Source organism: Massilia cellulosiltytica, from assembly GCF_047325105.1.
In the GTDB taxonomy this organism is placed as follows: domain Bacteria; phylum Pseudomonadota; class Gammaproteobacteria; order Burkholderiales; family Burkholderiaceae_D; genus Telluria; species Telluria orientalis.
The window spans coordinates 6,064,127-6,082,472 of record NZ_CP168562.1 but is presented as its reverse complement, the minus strand read 5'-3'; the positions used below and the strand labels follow the sequence as shown (position 1 = coordinate 6,082,472).

The window sequence follows — 18,346 nt, the reverse complement described above, 5'->3', positions numbered from 1 at the left end:
CAGGGCGAGGTTCGCTTGTCAGCGCTCCAGAAAGTTCTTCAGCATCGCATGCCCGTGCTCCGACAGGATCGACTCGGGGTGGAACTGCACGCCCTCGATATCGAATTCCTTGTGGCGCACGCCCATGATCTCGCCGTCGTCCGTCCACGCCGTCACTTCCAGGCACGCCGGCAGCGACGCGCGCTCGATCGCCAGCGAGTGGTAGCGGATCACCGTGAAGGGGCTCGGCAGGCCCTTGAACACGCCTTCGCCGATGTGCGCGATCTTCGACGTCTTGCCGTGCATGACCTGCTTGGCGCGGATGATCTTGCCGCCGAACGCTTCGCCGATGGCCTGGTGGCCCAGGCACACGCCGAGGATCGGCTTCTTCCCTTTGAATTCGCGCAGCACGTCCACCGACACGCCGGCATCCTTCGGCGACTTCGGGCCCGGCGAGATGCAGATGCGGTCCGGGTCCAGGGCCGCGATCTCTTCCAGGGTGATCTCGTCGTTGCGCACGGTGCGCACTTCCTCGCCCAGCTCACCGAAGTACTGCACGATGTTGTAGGTGAACGAGTCGTAGTTGTCGATCATGAGCAGCATGTCAGATCTCCCCATCCAGTCCGTCTTGCACTTGCTCGGCCGCGCGCAGCACGGCGCGCGCCTTGTGTTCCGTTTCCAGCCATTCCATCTCGGGGATGGAATCCGCGACGATGCCCGCCGACGCCTGCACGTACAGGTTGCCGTCCTTGATCACGCCCGTGCGGATCGCGATCGCCACGTCCATCTCGCCGCCGAAGGAGAGATAACCGCAGGCGCCGCCGTAGATGCCGCGCATCACGGGCTCGAGCTCGTCGATGATTTCCATCGCGCGCACCTTCGGCGCACCCGTCAAGGTGCCGGCCGGGAAGGTGGCGCGCAGCACGTCCAGGTTCGACATGCCGTCCTTGAGCGTGCCTTCCACGTTGGAGACGATGTGCTGCACGTGCGAGTACTTCTCGATGACCATCTGGTCCGTGACTTTCACGCTGCCGGTCGTGGCGATGCGGCCGATGTCGTTGCGCGCCAGGTCGATCAGCATCACGTGTTCCGCCACTTCCTTCGGATCGTTCAGCAGTTCGTGCGCCAGCTCGGCGTCGCGTTCCGGCGTCGAACCGCGCGGGCGGGTGCCGGCGATCGGGCGCAGCGTCACCTTGCGGCCGCCGTCGGCGTCCTTCTCGTTGCGCACCAGGATCTCGGGCGACGAACCCACGATCTGCATGTCGCCGAAGTTGTAGTAATACATGTACGGCGACGGGTTCAGCGAGCGCAGGGAGCGGTACAGCGACAGCGGCGAATCCACGTACGGCTTGCGGATGCGCTGGCCGATCTGCACCTGCATCAAATCGCCCGCCATCACGTATTCCTTCGCGACGGCGACGGCCTTCAGGTAGTCTTCCTTGCTGAAGTCGCGCACGGCCTCGGTCCGTACGGAGCTCGACGTCACCGGTGCGTCCACGCTCCGGCGCAGCATCACGCGCAAGTCCTTCAGGCGCTGGCGGGCCTTGTTATAGGCCTCGGGCTGGGACGGATCGGCATACACGATCAGGTACAGCTTGCCCGACAGGTTGTCGATCACCGCCAGTTCTTCCGTCACCATCAGCTGGATTTCCGGCAGGTCCAGTTCGTCGTGCGGCGCCGTGTGCGCCAGCTTCTTCTCGATGTGGCGCACGGTGTCGTAGCCGAAGTAGCCGGCCAGGCCGCCGCAGAAGCGGGGCAGGCCCGGGCGCAGCGCGACCTTGAAGCGCGATTGATAGGCCTCGATGAAGTCGAGCGGATTGCCTTCGTGCGTCTCGATGACTTCCCCGTTCTTCTCGACCGTCGTGACGTTGCCGCGCGTGCGCAGCAGCGTCCTGGCCGGCAGGCCGATGAAGGAGTAGCGGCCGAAGCGTTCGCCGCCGACCACGGACTCGAGCAGGAACGTGTTCTTGCCGGCGTCCTGGCTCTGGGCCAGCTTCAGGTACAAGGTGAGCGGGGTTTCGAGATCGGCAAATGCTTCCGCGATCAGGGGAATACGGTTATAGCCTTGCGTGGCGAGCGATTTGAATTCGAGTTCGGTCATGCTTTTCTCCGGGCCGCCCGCAGGGAAGGGGAACGGGCGGCGATTTCTTCAAAAAAACCTGCCGGTATCTATGTGCACAGGGCGTGCACCGGCAGCAATCAGCTTGGGTCAGATGGACCAGGATTGCCAGCGTCGCCACAGCCAGGCCTCATGGGCACCGGTTGGGTTGACGATGTGTTTTTTGGCGAAAAACATGGAGTAGATGGTTTAGGAGTTGGCTTTGTTATGAGCGCTGATCAGTTCAGCCGCTTCAAGTAGCGAACCAACTATACCATCGGAATTAATACTTTGCACAGGTTTTCCGTGGTTGTAGCCATACGGGACCGACAACACGAAACACCCGGCCGCGCGCGCCGCTTCGGCGTCGTTGCTGGAGTCGCCGATCGCGACCACGCGCGCCGGCTCCACGTCGAAGTCGCGGCACACCTGCAGCAGCGGCATCGGATCGGGCTTCTTGCGCGGGAACGAGTCGCCGCCGTACACCAGTTCGAAGTACGGCGTGAGACCTTTCTTCGCCAGCAGCGGCTGGGTGAACGCGACGGGCTTGTTGGTCACGCACGCGAGGCGCAGGCCCAGGTCCTTCAGGGCCTGCAGGCCTTCGATCACGTGCGGATACAGCGTCGCGCGTTCGCCGTTGATGGCGAGGTAGTGGCGCTGGTAGGCGGCCATCGCGTCGTCGAACACGGCGTCGATGCGATCCGTGTCGAAGTCGCGGGCCAGCACGTCGCGGATCAGCTTCTCCGAGCCCTTGCCGACCATCGGTTCGATGATCTGCTGGGTGATCGGCGCCAGGCCGAATTCCGCGCGCATGCCGTTCAGCGCGAGCTCGAAATCCGGCACGGTGTGCAGCATCGTGCCGTCCAGGTCGATGATGGCGGCCCGGATCGCCGCAGCGCCGCTTTTCATTACGCAGCCTTCTTCGCGACGGTAGCCAGTTCGGCGCGCATCGCGTCGATGACGGCCTTGTAGTCCGGCTTGCCGAAGATGGCGGAGCCGGCCACGAACGTGTCGGCGCCGGCTGCGGCGGCAGCGGCGATGTTGTCGGCCTTGATGCCGCCGTCGACCTCCAGCATGATGTCGCGGCCCGATTCATCGATCATGCGGCGCGCGAGCGCGATCTTCTTCAGCGCTTCCGGGATGAACGACTGGCCACCGAAGCCCGGGTTGACGGACATGATGAGGATCATGTCGATCTTGTCCATCACGTGTTCCAGGTGGTGCAGCGGGGTGCCCGGGTTGAACACGAGGCCGGCCTTGCAGCCGTTGTCGCGGATGAGCTGCAGCGTGCGGTCGATGTGTTCCGACGCTTCCGGGTGGAAGGTGATGATGTCGGCACCGGCCTTGGCGAAATCGGGGATGATGCGGTCGACCGGCTTGACCATGAGGTGGACGTCGATCGGCACCTGCACGTGCGGACGGATGGCCTGGCATACCAGCGGGCCGATGGTGAGGTTCGGGACATAATGGTTGTCCATCACGTCGAAGTGGATGATGTCGGCGCCGGCGGCGACGACATTGCGCACTTCCTCGCCCAGGCGGGCAAAGTCGGCGGACAGGATGCTGGGAGCGATGCGGTAGGTGGTCATGGTGGGCCGGGGTTGCTTAAGACAAAGCCAGCATTGTACGCCGACGCCGTGCTTTCGGCCGACGTTGTATCATGTTGGCCACGCGCTCTTTTGCCAATCAAACAAGGAACACCGATGCCCGCCTACGATTTCGAGATCACCGTCAGGACCCAATACCTGCCGGAGCAATCCCACCCGGAGCGGACGCAGCACGTGTTCACCTACACCATCACGATCAAGAACACGGGCACCGTCGCGGCCCAGCTGATTTCGCGCCACTGGGTGATCACGGACGCCAACAACAAGGTGCAGGAAGTGCGGGGCCTGGGCGTCGTCGGCCACCAGCCGCTGCTGCAGCCGGGCGAACAGTTCGAATACACGAGCGGCACCCAGATGGAAACGCCGCAGGGTTCGATGGTCGGCGAGTATTTCTTCGTCGCCGAGGACGGCCACCGTTTCGAAGTCAAGATTCCCGAGTTCGTGCTGTCGCTGCCGCACGCGTTGCACTGATCAGATCTCGGGCGTATCGTTCTTCCTGGTCGAGGACGGCTTCTGCTCGGGCTTGCGGCCCGAGAACATCGTCCACCAGACGATAAACACCAGCAGGAACAAGGCCACGCCGGCCTCCAACATCAGCATCCACATTCCGTTGTCATCCCATATGTTTTCGACACGCCGCAGTGTACCCGCTTTATTGACCCTCGTCGCCTTGCTGGCGGCATGTACCACGACGCCGCCCCCGCAGCCGCCCATCAAGCTGCCGCCGCCCGTCGGACCCGTGCCGGTGCCGCCGACCCAGCCACCGGCGCAGCCGCAACAGCCGCCGGCGCAGCCGCAACAGCCGCCGCCGCCCGCACCCCTGTTCACGCCCGTCACGTTCGATGCGTTGCCGGGCTGGCAGCAGGACGACCTGCGCCAGGCCTGGCCCGCGTTCCAGGCCTCCTGCCGCGCGCTGGGCGCGAAGCCGGACTGGAAGGCGCCGTGCGCGGCCGGCAAATCGGTCGACCCCGGCGACGGCACGGCCATCCGCCAGTTCTTCGTGACATATTTCGTGCCGAACCTCGTGCGCGCCCCCGACGGCGCGGACGCGGGCCTGATCACGGGCTACTATGAGCCGATGCTGCGCGGCGCCCGCAAGCGCGGCGGTGCGTACCAGACACCTCTCTATAAAGTACCGGACGACCTGATCACCGTGAACCTGGCGAGCGTCTACCCGAGCCTGAAGGGCATGCGGCTGCGCGGACGCCTCGTCGGCAAGACCGTCGTCCCGTACGCCACGCGCGCCGACATCGAGAGCGCGCGCATCCCGGGCAAGGAGCTGGTGTGGGTCGACGATCCCGTGGAGGCGTTCTTCCTCGAAGTGCAGGGCTCCGGCCGCGTGCAGCTGGACGACGGCGACACCGTGCGCATCGCCTACGCCGACCAGAACGGCCATCCGTACAAGGCGATCGGCCGCTGGCTGATCGACCAGAAGGAACTCGCGCCGGGCGAGGCGACGGCGCAGGGCATCAAGGCGTGGATCGCCGCGCATCCGGAGCGCCGCCAGGAACTCCTCAACGTCAACCCGAGCTATGTGTTCTTCCGCGAGGAGCGCCTGCCCGATCCGAACGTCGGCCCGAAGGGCGCCCTGGGCGTGCCGCTGACGCCCACACGCTCCGTCGCCGTCGACCCGGCCTTCATCCCGCTCGGCGCGCCACTGTTCCTGTCGACGACGGAGCCGGCGGGCGACGTGCCGCTGCAGCGCCTCGTGATGGCGCAGGACACGGGCGGCGCCATCAAGGGGGCCGTGCGCGCGGACTTCTTCTTCGGCTTCGGCGGCCAGGCGGCCGACAACGCGGGCCGCATGAAGCAGCGCGGGCAGATCTGGGCGCTGCTGCCGCGACCGGGTAACTGAGGTTTATTGCCGTATCCGGTGCAGACGGGTGCCGAACAACGTGGTGAGGGTCAGCAGCAGGGCGCCCGCCGCGACGACCGTCAGGCCGCCGCGCACGCCGAGCCGCTCGGCCAGCGCACCGGCACCGGCCGCGCCGACCGGGGCCACGGCCACGGTCATGAAGCGCATCGTCGACGTCATCCGGCCCAGCAGCGCATCGGGCGTGACGCGCTGGCGCAGCGCGAGATAGGGCAGGAAGAACAGGGTGCCGCCGCAATCGAGGCAGAACACGACGCCGGCGTAGGCGGCCGCGGTGGCGGCGCGGTTGCCCAGCAGGTCGCGCGGGATCGTCGGCATCAGCATGAAGCCGAGGCACGAGATGCACAGGCCCGTGGCGATGGCGCCGCCGGAGCCGAAGCGGCGCGTCAGCGGTTTCAGCATCAGTGAACTGAGCAGCACGCCGGCGCCGCCCAGCATCTGCGACGTGCCCATCAGGCCCGGCGACATCCCCAGCACGCGCGTGGCGAACAGCACGTACAGCGCCGTGTAGCCATAGAACAGCAGGTGCCAGCACGCGGACGTCCATGCGAGCAGTCGCAGTACCGGCTGGCTCCACACGAATTTCAATCCTTCGGCCACGTCGCGCAGCACGTGGGATTGGGGCGGCTGCGGTTGCGGCTCGCGCGTGCGGATCCGGCGCAGATTCCACAACGAGACCGTAAAGCCGGCCACGTTGCACAGAATGGCGACGGGCGCCCCCAGCGCCTGCACGAGCAGGCCCGCGATGCCGGGACCGAGCAGGCGCGAGGCGGATTCCGTCGCCCCCAGCTTCGATTGCGCATCGATCAGGCCATCGCGGCCCACGAGGAACGTCAGGAAGATCTGCTCCGCGCTGCCGCCCACGACGAATCCGGTCCCCAGCATGAACTGCACCGCATACAGCCAGTGCACGCTGAGCCACCCCTGCCACCACGCGAACGGCACGCTGGCGAGGCTCAGCGCGACCATCGCATCGCTGGCCAGCATGACGGGCAGGCGCCGGCTGCGGTCGAGCAGGACACCCGTCGGCAGCGAGAACAGCAGGAACGGCAGGGAGCCGACGGCGGCCAGGGCGCCCATCTGGGCCGGTGTCGCGTGCAGCAGCAGGGCCGCGCAGATGGGGAGGGCCAGCAGCGTGATCTGGGCGCCGAAATTGGTCAGCGTGCTGCTGAACCAGAAACGGCGAAAGTCGGCGTTGCGCAGCTGGTGGTCGGTGGCAAGGTTGCGGAGGAGAGGCACGCACCGATGATAACAAAGACATGATTGCCGTATACGTCACTTTCGTCGTTCAGGCGCTACAATCTGGGCTCATCTTATTAAGGGGTGTCCCATGGAATATTCTGACCTGCTGATCGAACACCACGACAAGGTGGTCGTGATCCGCCTGAACCGTCCGAAGGCGCTGAACGCCCTCAACGACAACATGATGAACGAGCTGGGCGACGCGCTGTACAAGTTCGACGCCGACCCGGCCGTCAACGTCATCATCCTGACCGGCAGCGACAAGGTGTTCGCCGCGGGCGCCGACATCGCCGCGATGGCCAATTACACGTACGCCGATACCTATCCCGGTAATTACATCGGCCGCAACTGGGAACACATCCTCAATGTGCGCAAGCCGGTGATCGGCGTCGTCGCCGGCTATGCGCTGGGCGGCGGCTGCGAACTGGCGATGATGTGCGACTTCCTGATCGCGTCGGAGACGGCCAAGTTCGGCCAGCCGGAGATCAAGGTCGGCGTCACCCCGGGCGCCGGCGGCACGCAGCGCCTGCCGCGCGCGATCGGCAAGTCGAAAGCCATGGACATGCTGCTGACGGCGCGCATGATCGACGCGGCGGAAGCAGAGCGCACGGGTCTCGTGTCGCGCGTCGTGCCGGCCGACCTCGTGATGACGGTGGCGCTGGAAGTGGCGGAGACGATCGCGGCGATGCCGGTGTCGGTGGCCATGCAGATCAAGGATGCGGTCAACCGCGCGTTCGAGACGACGCTGACCGAAGGCGTGCGCTACGAGCGCCGCTTCTTTCATGCCGGATTTGGCACGCCGGCACAGAAGGAGGGGATGGCGGCGTTCCTGGAGAAGCGCAAGCCGAATTTCGAAGGGATGTAATTTTTCCACAGCCCCTTGCATGGGCGCGGACGGGTTTGCTATAGTTCGCGTCCTGCTTCTGCAGCGCACGAAATCGAAAGAATTCAATGTGTTGCAGAAACAGCGAGGGGTTGACGAGTTAAGCGAAACACTGCATAATCTCACTTCTCTGCTGCTGACGAACAAAACGATTCGCAAGCGCAGCAAGGCAGTACCGAATACAGTTCTTTAACAATAAACAGTCGATAAGTGTGGGCGTTTGATGAAGTGCCAGCAGCTACGTAAGTGGTTGCTGAATGCTTAAATTATCAAATGTTCACGCAAAAGAAATACGTTGCTCAGCAATGAGTAACGGTCAGTATTTTGAGTGAGCGAACCCCGACCAATGGGAGGGGTTCGGACTAGAAATAGTCCGACAAAAACAGAGATTAAACTGAAGAGTTTGATCCTGGCTCAGATTGAACGCTGGCGGCATGCTTTACACATGCAAGTCGAACGGCAGCGCGGGGCAACCTGGCGGCGAGTGGCGAACGGGTGAGTAATATATCGGAACGTACCCAAGAGTGGGGGATAACGTAGCGAAAGTTACGCTAATACCGCATACGATCTAAGGATGAAAGTGGGGGATCGCAAGACCTCATGCTCCTGGAGCGGCCGATATCTGATTAGCTAGTTGGTGAGGTAAAGGCTCACCAAGGCGACGATCAGTAGCTGGTCTGAGAGGACGACCAGCCACACTGGGACTGAGACACGGCCCAGACTCCTACGGGAGGCAGCAGTGGGGAATTTTGGACAATGGGCGCAAGCCTGATCCAGCAATGCCGCGTGAGTGAAGAAGGCCTTCGGGTTGTAAAGCTCTTTTGTCAGGGAAGAAACGGCTCAGGCTAATATCCTGGGCTAATGACGGTACCTGAAGAATAAGCACCGGCTAACTACGTGCCAGCAGCCGCGGTAATACGTAGGGTGCAAGCGTTAATCGGAATTACTGGGCGTAAAGCGTGCGCAGGCGGTTTTGTAAGTCTGTCGTGAAAGCCCCGGGCTTAACCTGGGAATTGCGATGGAGACTGCAAGGCTTGAATCTGGCAGAGGGGGGTAGAATTCCACGTGTAGCAGTGAAATGCGTAGAGATGTGGAGGAACACCGATGGCGAAGGCAGCCCCCTGGGTCAAGATTGACGCTCATGCACGAAAGCGTGGGGAGCAAACAGGATTAGATACCCTGGTAGTCCACGCCCTAAACGATGTCTACTAGTTGTCGGGTCTTAATTGACTTGGTAACGCAGCTAACGCGTGAAGTAGACCGCCTGGGGAGTACGGTCGCAAGATTAAAACTCAAAGGAATTGACGGGGACCCGCACAAGCGGTGGATGATGTGGATTAATTCGATGCAACGCGAAAAACCTTACCTACCCTTGACATGTCAGGAACCCTCGAGAGATTGAGGGGTGCCCGAAAGGGAGCCTGAACACAGGTGCTGCATGGCTGTCGTCAGCTCGTGTCGTGAGATGTTGGGTTAAGTCCCGCAACGAGCGCAACCCTTGTCATTAGTTGCTACGAAAGGGCACTCTAATGAGACTGCCGGTGACAAACCGGAGGAAGGTGGGGATGACGTCAAGTCCTCATGGCCCTTATGGGTAGGGCTTCACACGTCATACAATGGTACATACAGAGGGCCGCCAACCCGCGAGGGGGAGCTAATCCCAGAAAGTGTATCGTAGTCCGGATCGCAGTCTGCAACTCGACTGCGTGAAGTTGGAATCGCTAGTAATCGCGGATCAGCATGCCGCGGTGAATACGTTCCCGGGTCTTGTACACACCGCCCGTCACACCATGGGAGCGGGTTTTACCAGAAGTAGGTAGCTTAACCGCAAGGAGGGCGCTTACCACGGTAGGATTCGTGACTGGGGTGAAGTCGTAACAAGGTAGCCGTATCGGAAGGTGCGGCTGGATCACCTCCTTTCTAGAGTGGCACAGAGTCTAACGACTCATCATCAAGCGCCTACGCTTATCGGCTGTTATTAAAGTTAAACGAGAAGAGTTTTCGGGGCTGTAGCTCAGCTGGTTAGAGCACCGTGTTGATAACGCGGGGGTCGTTGGTTCGAGTCCAACCAGCCCTACCACGTTATGCGTCGGGGGATTAGCTCAGCTGGGAGAGCACCTGCTTTGCAAGCAGGGGGTCGTCGGTTCGATCCCGTCATCCTCCACCACTATCTTTACGTAAGACGCTAGTTTTAGGTAAGTGTAGTTCTCGTTCTTTAACAATCTGGAAGAAGTAAAGTTTTCTTTAAGCGTGTAGCTAACGAAAGTTGGATGCACACTTAGGGTAGTAATCTGTATGTATCAACAAACAAAGTAAGCTGAACTCTTGTTGTTATGACGTTCCCTGATACTCATGCAGGGGCCAACGTTATAGGGACAAGTGAATAAGTGCACATGGTGGATGCCTTGGCGATTACAGGCGATGAAGGACGTAGTAGCTTGCGATAAGCTGCGGGGAGTGAGCAAACACACTTTGATCCGCAGATTTCCGAATGGGGAAACCCGGCCTTTTAGGTCATTGCATACTGAATACATAGGTATGCAAAGCGAACGCGGCGAACTGAAACATCTAAGTAGCTGCAGGAAAAGAAATCAACCGAGATTCCCAAAGTAGTGGCGAGCGAAATGGGATGAGCCTTGTACGTGATAGTCGATTGAATAGTGGAACAGCCTGGAAATGCTGGCCATAGAGGGTGATAGCCCCTTACACGAAATTCGAACGGTGGTACTAAGCGTACGACAAGTAGGGCGGGACACGAGAAATCCTGTCTGAAGATGGGGGGACCATCCTCCAAGGCTAAATACTCGTAATCGACCGATAGTGAACCAGTACCGTGAGGGAAAGGCGAAAAGAACCCCGGGAGGGGAGTGAAATAGATCCTGAAACCGTGTGCATACAAACAGTCGGAGCCTCTTCGTGGGGTGACGGCGTACCTTTTGTATAATGGGTCAGCGACTTACATTCAGTGGCGAGGTTAACCGAATAGGGGAGCCGTAGAGAAATCGAGTCCGAACAGGGCGACAGTCGCTGGGTGTAGACCCGAAACCAGGTGATCTACCCATGGCCAGGATGAAGGTGCGGTAACACGCCCTGGAGGTCCGAACCCACTAATGTTGAAAAATTAGGGGATGAGCTGTGGGTAGGGGTGAAAGGCTAAACAAACCTGGAAATAGCTGGTTCTCTCCGAAAACTATTTAGGTAGTGCCTCAAGTATCACCATCGGGGGTAGAGCACTGTTATGGCTAGGGGGTCATTGCGACTTACCAAACCATTGCAAACTCCGAATACCGATGAGTGCGAGCTTGGGAGACAGACGTCGGGTGCTAACGTCCGGCGTCAAGAGGGAAACAACCCAGACCGCCAGCTAAGGTCCCAAAGATTGGCTAAGTGGAAAACGAAGTGGGAAGGCTAAAACAGTCAGGATGTTGGCTTAGAAGCAGCCATCATTTAAAGAAAGCGTAATAGCTCACTGATCGAGTCGTCCTGCGCGGAAGATGTAACGGGGCTAAGCCAGTCACCGAAGCTGCGGATATGTGCTTGCACATATGGTAGGAGAGCGTTCCGTAAGCCTGAGAAGGTGTCTTGTAAAGGATGCTGGAGGTATCGGAAGTGCGAATGCTGACATGAGTAGCGATAAAGAGGGTGAAAAGCCCTCTCGCCGAAAGCCCAAGGTTTCCTGTTCAACGTTCATCGGAGCAGGGTGAGTCGGCCCCTAAGGCGAGGCAGAGATGCGTAGCTGATGGGAAGCAGGTTAATATTCCTGCACCGTCGTATGATGCGATGGGGGGACGGATCGCGGAAGGTTGTCCAACTGTTGGAATAGTTGGTTCTTGACTCATAGAAGGCGCTTAGGCAAATCCGGGCGCGTAATTCAAGGGGTTGAGACGTGTGTCCTTGTGACACGAAGCAATCGGAAGTGGTTCCAAGAAAAGCCTCTAAGCTTCAGTCATACGAGACCGTACCGCAAACCGACACAGGTGGGCGAGATGAGTATTCTAAGGCGCTTGAGAGAACTCGGGAGAAGGAACTCGGCAAATTGGTACCGTAACTTCGGGATAAGGTACGCCCCGGTAGCTTGACCACTTTACTGTGGAAGGGTGAAAGGGTTGCAATAAACTGGTGGCTGCGACTGTTTAATAAAAACACAGCACTCTGCAAACACGAAAGTGGACGTATAGGGTGTGACGCCTGCCCGGTGCTGGAAGATTAAATGATGGGGTGCAAGCTCTTGATTGAAGTCCCAGTAAACGGCGGCCGTAACTATAACGGTCCTAAGGTAGCGAAATTCCTTGTCGGGTAAGTTCCGACCTGCACGAATGGCGTAACGATGGCCACACTGTCTCCTCCCGAGACTCAGCGAAGTTGAAATGTTTGTGATGATGCAATCTACCCGCGGCTAGACGGAAAGACCCCATGAACCTTTACTGTAGCTTTGCATTGGACTTTGAACCAATCTGTGTAGGATAGGTGGGAGGCTTTGAAGCGGGGACGCCAGTTCTCGTGGAGCCAACCTTGAAATACCACCCTGGTTCGTTTGAGGTTCTAACCTTGGCCCGTGATCCGGGTCGGGGACAGTGCATGGTAGGCAGTTTGACTGGGGCGGTCTCCTCCTAAAGTGTAACGGAGGAGTTCGAAGGTACGCTAGGTACGGTCGGACATCGTGCTAATAGTGCAATGGCATAAGCGTGCTTAACTGCGAGACCGACAAGTCGAGCAGGTACGAAAGTAGGACATAGTGATCCGGTGGTTCTGTATGGAAGGGCCATCGCTCAACGGATAAAAGGTACTCTGGGGATAACAGGCTGATTCCTCCCAAGAGTTCATATCGACGGGGGAGTTTGGCACCTCGATGTCGGCTCATCACATCCTGGGGCTGTAGCCGGTCCCAAGGGTATGGCTGTTCGCCATTTAAAGTGGTACGTGAGCTGGGTTTAAAACGTCGTGAGACAGTTTGGTCCCTATCTGCCGTGGGCGTTGGAAATTTGAAGGGGGCTGCTCCTAGTACGAGAGGACCGGAGTGGACGAACCTCTGGTGTACCGGTTGTCACGCCAGTGGCATTGCCGGGTAGCTAAGTTCGGAAGAGATAACCGCTGAAAGCATCTAAGCGGGAAACTCGCCTTGAGATGAGATTTCCCGGAGCCTTGAGCTCCTTGAAGGGTCGTTCGAGACCAGGACGTTGATAGGTCAGGTGTGGAAGTGCAGTAATGCATTAAGCTAACTGATACTAATTGCCCGTACGGCTTGTCCCTATAACCTTGGCAGTCATGCCAATGCAAGGGTTCAGCTGTTTGTTGAGACAACAGATTACGAAAACTGCTTCTTCCGGATTCAGAGTGACGCATGCAATAAGCTGCGGCACTCGTACAAGTTATGCCTGATGACCATAGCAAGTCTGTACCACCCCTTCCCATCCCGAACAGGACCGTGAAAAGACTCTGCGCCGATGATAGTGCTGCAACCAGTGTGAAAGTAGGTTATCGTCAGGCTAGTTATTAGAAAAGCCCGCTCAGTATGCACTGAGCGGGCTTTTTGCTTTTCAGCGCCATCTGCCGCCAATAGCAAAATTGCCCTGAAAACGAAAATTTTTGCATCGTCATATAAAAAACTGCAGCCCTGTTACGCTTTCATGCGCCGCCGGCGCTAAGCTTTCCTGACGAGACACCCGATGTAGGCAAGATGCAAAATTTCTATAAAAAAGCGCTTTATGCTCTCCTTTTGTTGCTGCTCGCGGACGCGTTGATCGCCTGCCTGTGCGTGTACCAAAGTTATCCATCCGCCGCGCTGATGCCGCCGGGCGGCGGGGGCTTGTACTGGCGCCCGGTCACGAAGACGGACGCGCCAGAGGGCGGTACCTCGACGATACGTGTCATCGAGACCGCCCAGCGATCGCTGCGTTTCGACTTCCGGCTCACGCGGGCGACGACGTATCCATTCGTCTCGGCCGACATGTTGTTCGAGGACGGCGAAGGCAATGCCGTGCCGGTGGATTTGTCGAGATTCGACACCATCACGTTCACGGCCAAATGCAATCCGATGAACGCCCTCATATTCGCCTTGCCGACATTCGACGCGACCATCTCGAAGCCGGGCGACTACCTGACCTACCCGTCGCCGCTCACGTTTTTCTCCTGCAATGAGAAGGGTACGCCCGTATCGCTGGACCTGACGCGGCTGACCATTCCGCAGTGGTGGTACGACAGGATGCATCTCGACCTGTCGCACCAGTCTTATCAACTGAACCAGGTGGCGAAATTCGTCTTCGGTGTCAGCCAGCAGACCCCACGCGACCGCGACAGCCGCGTGGAGATCAGTCGCGTGACGTTACATGGGCGCGATTATCGATATCTCGTCGCCCTGGCGATCATCCTCGTGAGCAGCTGGTGCGCCTTCGCGTTCTGGTTTTTCCGGGCCCACTCGCGCGAACTGTCTGCCAGCCTGGACACCAAGCTCAGGAAGGATTTGCCGCTCGTCGCCTATCGGCAGCTGACACTCGAACCGTTCAAGGACAAGGAAAAGGCGGCCGTCCTGCGTTTCATCGCGACGAATTATACGAATCCCGACCTGGACCTGGACAGCGTCGTCGCGGGAACGGGTGCCAACCGCAACAAGGTCAACGAAGTGCTGAAGGGGGAACTCGGCATGACGTTCACGGCCTACCTGAAAAAACTTCGGCTGACGGAATCGGCCCGGCTGCTCACCGAGGCGCCCGCCGTGACCGTGGCCGAGGTCGCCTATTCCGTCGGCTACGCCAACGTCTCGTATTTCAACAAGCTGTTCAAGGAAGAATACGGCTGCACGCCCAAGGTCTTCAAGACCGTGGCGAGCACCGCGCAGCAGGAGCAGCACGACTCATAACAAATCCTGCATTTTTTGCCAAATCTTCCGCATTGTCGTTAATCAGACGGTGCTGGGCACCGTTATTCTTTTGTGGTCGAGAAACTTTCAAAGATCGGAAATGAAACTCATCGCAAAGATCGCCTTCGCCCTGGCCACGCTGGCCGGGCCTGCCTCGCTCCCCCTCGCCGCCCCCGCGGGCTGGCCCGGCCCGGGACAACTGTTCGTCGGGACGTGCTACCAGCCCGTCGACCGCACGCCCGACCAGATCCAGCGGGACATCGCCCTGATGAAGGAGGCCGGGTTCAACGTCGTCCGGATGGGCGACCTGTCCTGGGATTATTTCGAACCCGAAGACGGCAAGTTCAAGTTCGCCGAATTCGACCGCATCGTCGACGCCATGCAGGCGAACGGCATCAAGGTGATCGTGGACATCCCCGGCACGCCGGCGCCCCTGTGGCTGCATCACAAATACCCAGGCGTGAACCTCGTGAATGCACAGGGCGCGACCGTGCAGCCGGCCGAGCGCTACATGCTCGACATCAGCGACCCGGATTACCGCCGTCACGCCGTCCGTCTGGCCGAGAAGCTGACGCAGCGCTACGGCAAACATCCGGCCGTGATCGCGATCGGGTTCGACAACGAGATCGGCAACACGTTCATGTCGTATTCGAAGGCCGACCGGACCCGCTTCGTCGCCTGGCTCAAACGCAAATACGGTACGCTGGATGCGCTGAACCAGGCGTGGGCGACCCAGCGCTGGTCGCGCCACCTGTCGTCGTGGGATGAAGTGGAACTGCCGTATGCGGACGGTCCCGGCCCGGCCGAGCGCAACCTCGACCTGCGCCGCTTCTGGTCCGACAACACGATCGCCGTGCTGAAGGACCTCGAAGCCGTCCGCGTGAAGTATGCGCCGGACAAGCCGGCGATCTCGAACCTGTGGGACAGCGCCGGGCGCAAGGGCTTCGATTATCTGTCGACGTATCGCCAGTACGCGCATTACGGCGCGATGGGCTTTTATCCGGGCGAGCCGGTCGGGTCCGGCTTTGAAGCATTGATGATGAAGGCCGGCCTGGACACGCCCATCTGGTTCAACGAGTTCACGGCGGGCGGCGGCGGCTACTACGGGACCAAAGGGCGCTCGCGCATGTGGGCTCATTTCGGCCTGCTGCTCGGCGCCCAGTCGGTGATGGCATGGACGTACAATTCCCACCTCGGCGGCGAGGAGCAGGCGTTGATGGGCCTCCTCGACCACGACAGCAAGCCGTCGTGGAAGCTGTGGGAATTCGGCACGATCGCCCGCGAATTCAAGACGCTGCAGGCACTGGGCTTCCCGCGCCACACCGAACCGCAAATCGCGTTCGCGTACTCGTTCGACAGCCGCAACGCCTCGACGCCGCCGGGGCCGTCGAACACGATGCGCCAGTACTTCACGATCCCGTACATGGACCAGCTCCACAACGCGTTCGCGCCCATCTTCAACGACAACATCGACACCGCCGTCATCCACGTGGGCCATGACGATCTGCGGCGCTACAAGATGGTCGTGGTGGCGGCCGACGTCTTGATGGACAAGGCAAGTGCGGACGCGCTGCGCCGCTACGTGCAGGACGGCGGTACCGTCGTGATGACGGCGTTCTCCGCGAAGGTCAACGAGACCGGTCAATGGTTCGACACCCCGCTGCCGGGCCGCCTCAGCGACGTGTTCGGCCTGCGCACCAGCGAATACTACAACGCCGACGCGCCGCTCGACGTCGGCTTCGACGGCAAGACCGTGACGACGACGACGAAGTTCTACGAAGTGCTGGAGCCGTCCACCGCCAAGGTCGTCGCGCGCCTGACCAACGTGCCGGATGCGCCGCCCGCGATCACCGAAAACCGCTACGGCAAGGGCAGGGCGATCTACGTCGCCACGGCCGCGCAGCGCCCCGTCATGCAGGCGTTGTACCGCAGCCTGTACGGCGAGCTTGGCATCAAGCGGGGCCCCGCGACACCGGAAGGCGTCTATGCCCGCGAGGTCGATGGCCGCACGCTGTACGTCAACACGACGACCCAACCGCAGGACGTGAAGTTCGACGGTACTGCCACCGGCGTGCTCGGAGGCCGCGCGTGGAACGGCACGCTGCGGCTCGAGCCCTTCGGCGCGGAGCTGCTGCGCAAATAAGCGCCAACCCTGTTCTGGAAGACGGAATGAATCGTTTCATGAAGAAGATCGGTCTTGCCTGCGCCGCGCTGCTGGTGCTGGGATTGGCGCTCGCCGCGCTGCGCGCCCGGACGCCGGCGCCGGTACCGGTACACTACCCCAGCTACAATCCGAACCCGCTGCCCGCCGACATGTCGGGCATGCGCGACGACGCGGTGCACATGGTGGGCAGGATGCGCCTGGGCTGGAACGTCGGGAATACGATGGAAGCCATCGGCGGCGAGACCAACTGGGGCAATCCGCTCGTCAGCGATCGCCTGATCCGGCTGGTCAGGCAGGGCGGCTTCGATGCCATCCGCCTGCCCGTGGCGTGGGACCAGTATGCCGACCCGAAGACGGGCAAGATCAGCGACACCTGGCTGGCCCGTGTGAAGCAGGTGGTGCAGTACTGCGTCGACAACGACATGGTCGTGCTGGTGAACATCCACTGGGACGGCGGCTGGCTCCAGGAGAACTTCACGGCCGACAGGCAGGCCGCCGTCAACGCGAAACAGAAGGCGTACTGGGAACAGATCGCCACGCTGCTGCGCGACTTCGATGGCCACGTGCTCTTCGCCAGCGCCAACGAACCGGACGTCAAGGACGCCGGCCAGATGGCCATCCTGGCGTCGTACCATCAGACTTTCGTCGATGCCGTGCGCTCGACCGGCGGCCGTAACGCCTACCGCGTGCTGGTGGTGCAGGGGCCAGGCACCGACATCGAGAAGACCAACAAGCTGATGACGGCCATGCCGACCGATACCGTCCCCGGCCGCCTGATGGCGGAAGTCCACTTCTATACCCCGTTCAACTTCGCCCTGATGACGAAGGACGAAGCGTGGGGCAAGCAAGCCTATTACTGGGGCGCGGCGTATCACTCCAGGACCGACACCGCCCGCAATGCGACCGCGGGCGAGGAGGCACTGGTCGACGACCTGTTCGGCCGCATGAAGGCGCAGTTCGTGGACAAGGGCATCCCCGTCCTCCTCGGCGAATTCGGCGCGATCCGCCGCTCGCAACTGACGGGCGACGATCTCAAGCTGCACCTCGCCAGCCGCGCCTACTATCACAAGTACGTCGTCAAGACCGCCCTGAAGAACGGCATGATCCCGTTTTACTGGGACACGGGCGATCTCGGTCCGAACAGCTTCGGCCTGTTCGACCGGAAGAGCGGCACGGTCTTCGACCGGCAGACGCTCGATGCGATGCGCGAGGGCGCGTCCGGGGAGTGATGGTCAAGTCGGGGACGTACTGACGCCGCGGCCGATCGCGTTGTCCCACAACCGGTCGTGCAGCGGCATCAGGATCACGTTGCAAACCGGTTCGAGCAGCGCTGCCATGCCGCCGAAGGCCACCGACCCGGTGGCGAGGTACAGCACGAGGAAGGCGATGACGGCGTGCATCGCGGCCTGGCTGATCTTCTCGAGGCTGGCCAGCAGGTAGCGGCGTCGCCCGCTGGCCGCATGCACCCCGCGCGCCCACGCCCGTTCGTGGAACGGCAGCAGCAGCACGTTCAGCACGGGTTCGACCACCACGGCGAGTCCGCCGAGTGCGATCGACCCCGTGAACGCATAGGCGATCGCGAAACCGATCGCCATGTGCGTGATGACCTGACTGCCTTTGCGTGCCGCTGCCATGAGATTCTCC

The 18,346-nt window shown here is 60.8% G+C and carries 13 protein-coding genes, 2 tRNA genes and 3 rRNA genes; 11 read left to right on the top strand and 7 right to left on the bottom strand.

Annotation, left to right across the window (positions count from 1 at the left end; genetic code table 11):
* Positions 1 to 18: 18 nt before the first annotated feature.
* From ACEN9H_RS26645 to rpe, 4 genes are all read right to left on the bottom strand, one after another.
* Positions 19 to 582, bottom strand: a complete 564-nt coding sequence (locus ACEN9H_RS26645) for an anthranilate synthase component II (RefSeq protein ID WP_413672671.1) — start codon at positions 580 to 582, stop codon at positions 19 to 21.
* Position 583: 1 nt separating this feature from the next.
* Positions 584 to 2,080: an anthranilate synthase component I gene (gene trpE / locus ACEN9H_RS26640; protein WP_413672670.1), complete on the bottom strand. Its 1,497-nt coding sequence runs from the start codon at positions 2,078 to 2,080 to the stop codon at positions 584 to 586.
* A gap of 207 nt (positions 2,081 to 2,287) precedes the next feature.
* The gene (locus ACEN9H_RS26635) at positions 2,288 to 2,986 is read right to left on the bottom strand and encodes a phosphoglycolate phosphatase (protein WP_413672669.1); all 699 of its coding nucleotides are present in this window, start codon (positions 2,984 to 2,986) and stop codon (positions 2,288 to 2,290) included.
* Positions 2,986 to 3,666, bottom strand: a complete 681-nt coding sequence (gene rpe / locus ACEN9H_RS26630) for a ribulose-phosphate 3-epimerase (protein WP_413672668.1) — start codon at positions 3,664 to 3,666, stop codon at positions 2,986 to 2,988. Before rpe ends, ACEN9H_RS26635 begins: the two co-directional genes overlap by 1 nt.
* A gap of 114 nt (positions 3,667 to 3,780) precedes the next feature.
* Here rpe and apaG point away from each other — a divergent pair, with 114 nt between their 5' ends.
* On the top strand, positions 3,781 to 4,155 hold the full coding sequence (gene apaG / locus ACEN9H_RS26625; RefSeq protein ID WP_056129374.1) for a Co2+/Mg2+ efflux protein ApaG: 375 nt from the start codon (positions 3,781 to 3,783) through the stop codon (positions 4,153 to 4,155).
* On the opposite strand, the gene ACEN9H_RS26620 is transcribed toward apaG, so the two are convergent.
* On the bottom strand, positions 4,156 to 4,284 hold the full coding sequence (locus tag ACEN9H_RS26620; protein WP_267873821.1) for a hypothetical protein: 129 nt from the start codon (positions 4,282 to 4,284) through the stop codon (positions 4,156 to 4,158).
* Between the two features lie 22 nt (positions 4,285 to 4,306).
* Between ACEN9H_RS26620 and ACEN9H_RS26615 the strand changes: the two genes are divergently transcribed.
* A complete protein-coding gene (locus tag ACEN9H_RS26615; protein ID WP_413672667.1) occupies positions 4,307 to 5,539 on the top strand; it encodes a murein transglycosylase A in 1,233 nt (410 codons plus the stop codon).
* A 3-nt stretch (positions 5,540 to 5,542) separates the two neighbouring features.
* On the opposite strand, the gene ACEN9H_RS26610 is transcribed toward ACEN9H_RS26615, so the two are convergent.
* Positions 5,543 to 6,796, bottom strand: coding sequence for an MFS transporter (locus tag ACEN9H_RS26610; protein ID WP_413672666.1), 1,254 nt, complete (start codon positions 6,794 to 6,796; stop codon positions 5,543 to 5,545).
* A 91-nt stretch (positions 6,797 to 6,887) separates the two neighbouring features.
* Here ACEN9H_RS26610 and ACEN9H_RS26605 point away from each other — a divergent pair, with 91 nt between their 5' ends.
* From ACEN9H_RS26605 to ACEN9H_RS26565, 9 genes are all read left to right on the top strand, one after another.
* On the top strand, positions 6,888 to 7,664 hold the full coding sequence (locus ACEN9H_RS26605; protein ID WP_160406459.1) for an enoyl-CoA hydratase: 777 nt from the start codon (positions 6,888 to 6,890) through the stop codon (positions 7,662 to 7,664).
* Positions 7,665 to 8,073: 409 nt separating this feature from the next.
* Positions 8,074 to 9,602, top strand: a 16S ribosomal RNA gene (locus ACEN9H_RS26600).
* A gap of 83 nt (positions 9,603 to 9,685) precedes the next feature.
* Positions 9,686 to 9,762 (top strand) — tRNA-Ile (locus ACEN9H_RS26595).
* An 11-nt stretch (positions 9,763 to 9,773) separates the two neighbouring features.
* A tRNA-Ala gene (locus tag ACEN9H_RS26590) sits at positions 9,774 to 9,849 on the top strand.
* 206 nt (positions 9,850 to 10,055) lie between these two features.
* Positions 10,056 to 12,932 (top strand): 23S ribosomal RNA (locus tag ACEN9H_RS26585).
* A gap of 124 nt (positions 12,933 to 13,056) precedes the next feature.
* Positions 13,057 to 13,169, top strand: a 5S ribosomal RNA gene (gene rrf, locus ACEN9H_RS26580).
* The 16S, 23S and 5S rRNA genes sit together here with 2 tRNA genes alongside, the layout of an rRNA operon.
* Before the next feature lie 229 nt (positions 13,170 to 13,398).
* Positions 13,399 to 14,538 carry a helix-turn-helix domain-containing protein gene (locus ACEN9H_RS26575; protein ID WP_160410941.1) on the top strand — a complete coding sequence of 380 codons (1,140 nt, stop codon included), beginning with the start codon at positions 13,399 to 13,401 and terminating at the stop codon, positions 14,536 to 14,538.
* Positions 14,539 to 14,638: 100 nt separating this feature from the next.
* A complete protein-coding gene (locus ACEN9H_RS26570) occupies positions 14,639 to 16,681 on the top strand; it encodes a beta-galactosidase (protein WP_413672665.1) in 2,043 nt (680 codons plus the stop codon).
* A gap of 26 nt (positions 16,682 to 16,707) precedes the next feature.
* Positions 16,708 to 17,931, top strand: coding sequence for a glycoside hydrolase family 5 protein (locus tag ACEN9H_RS26565; RefSeq protein ID WP_413672664.1), 1,224 nt, complete (start codon positions 16,708 to 16,710; stop codon positions 17,929 to 17,931).
* A gap of 3 nt (positions 17,932 to 17,934) precedes the next feature.
* On the opposite strand, the gene ACEN9H_RS26560 is transcribed toward ACEN9H_RS26565, so the two are convergent.
* Positions 17,935 to 18,336: a DUF2061 domain-containing protein gene (locus tag ACEN9H_RS26560; RefSeq protein WP_371765756.1), complete on the bottom strand. Its 402-nt coding sequence runs from the start codon at positions 18,334 to 18,336 to the stop codon at positions 17,935 to 17,937.
* Between the last annotated feature and the right edge of the window lie 10 nt (positions 18,337 to 18,346).

Coding starts and splice junctions, on each gene's coding strand:
- ACEN9H_RS26645 (WP_413672671.1), bottom strand. CDS start 582: ATGCTGCTCATGATCGACAACTACGACTCGTTCACCTACAACATCGTG.
- trpE (WP_413672670.1), bottom strand. CDS start 2,080: ATGACCGAACTCGAATTCAAATCGCTCGCCACGCAAGGCTATAACCGT.
- ACEN9H_RS26635 (WP_413672669.1), bottom strand. CDS start 2,986: ATGAAAAGCGGCGCTGCGGCGATCCGGGCCGCCATCATCGACCTGGAC.
- rpe (WP_413672668.1), bottom strand. CDS start 3,666: ATGACCACCTACCGCATCGCTCCCAGCATCCTGTCCGCCGACTTTGCC.
- apaG (WP_056129374.1), top strand. CDS start 3,781: ATGCCCGCCTACGATTTCGAGATCACCGTCAGGACCCAATACCTGCCG.
- ACEN9H_RS26620 (WP_267873821.1), bottom strand. CDS start 4,284: ATGCTGATGTTGGAGGCCGGCGTGGCCTTGTTCCTGCTGGTGTTTATC.
- ACEN9H_RS26615 (WP_413672667.1), top strand. CDS start 4,307: ATGTTTTCGACACGCCGCAGTGTACCCGCTTTATTGACCCTCGTCGCC.
- ACEN9H_RS26605 (WP_160406459.1), top strand. CDS start 6,888: ATGGAATATTCTGACCTGCTGATCGAACACCACGACAAGGTGGTCGTG.
- ACEN9H_RS26570 (WP_413672665.1), top strand. CDS start 14,639: ATGAAACTCATCGCAAAGATCGCCTTCGCCCTGGCCACGCTGGCCGGG.
- ACEN9H_RS26565 (WP_413672664.1), top strand. CDS start 16,708: ATGAATCGTTTCATGAAGAAGATCGGTCTTGCCTGCGCCGCGCTGCTG.
- ACEN9H_RS26560 (WP_371765756.1), bottom strand. CDS start 18,336: ATGGCAGCGGCACGCAAAGGCAGTCAGGTCATCACGCACATGGCGATC.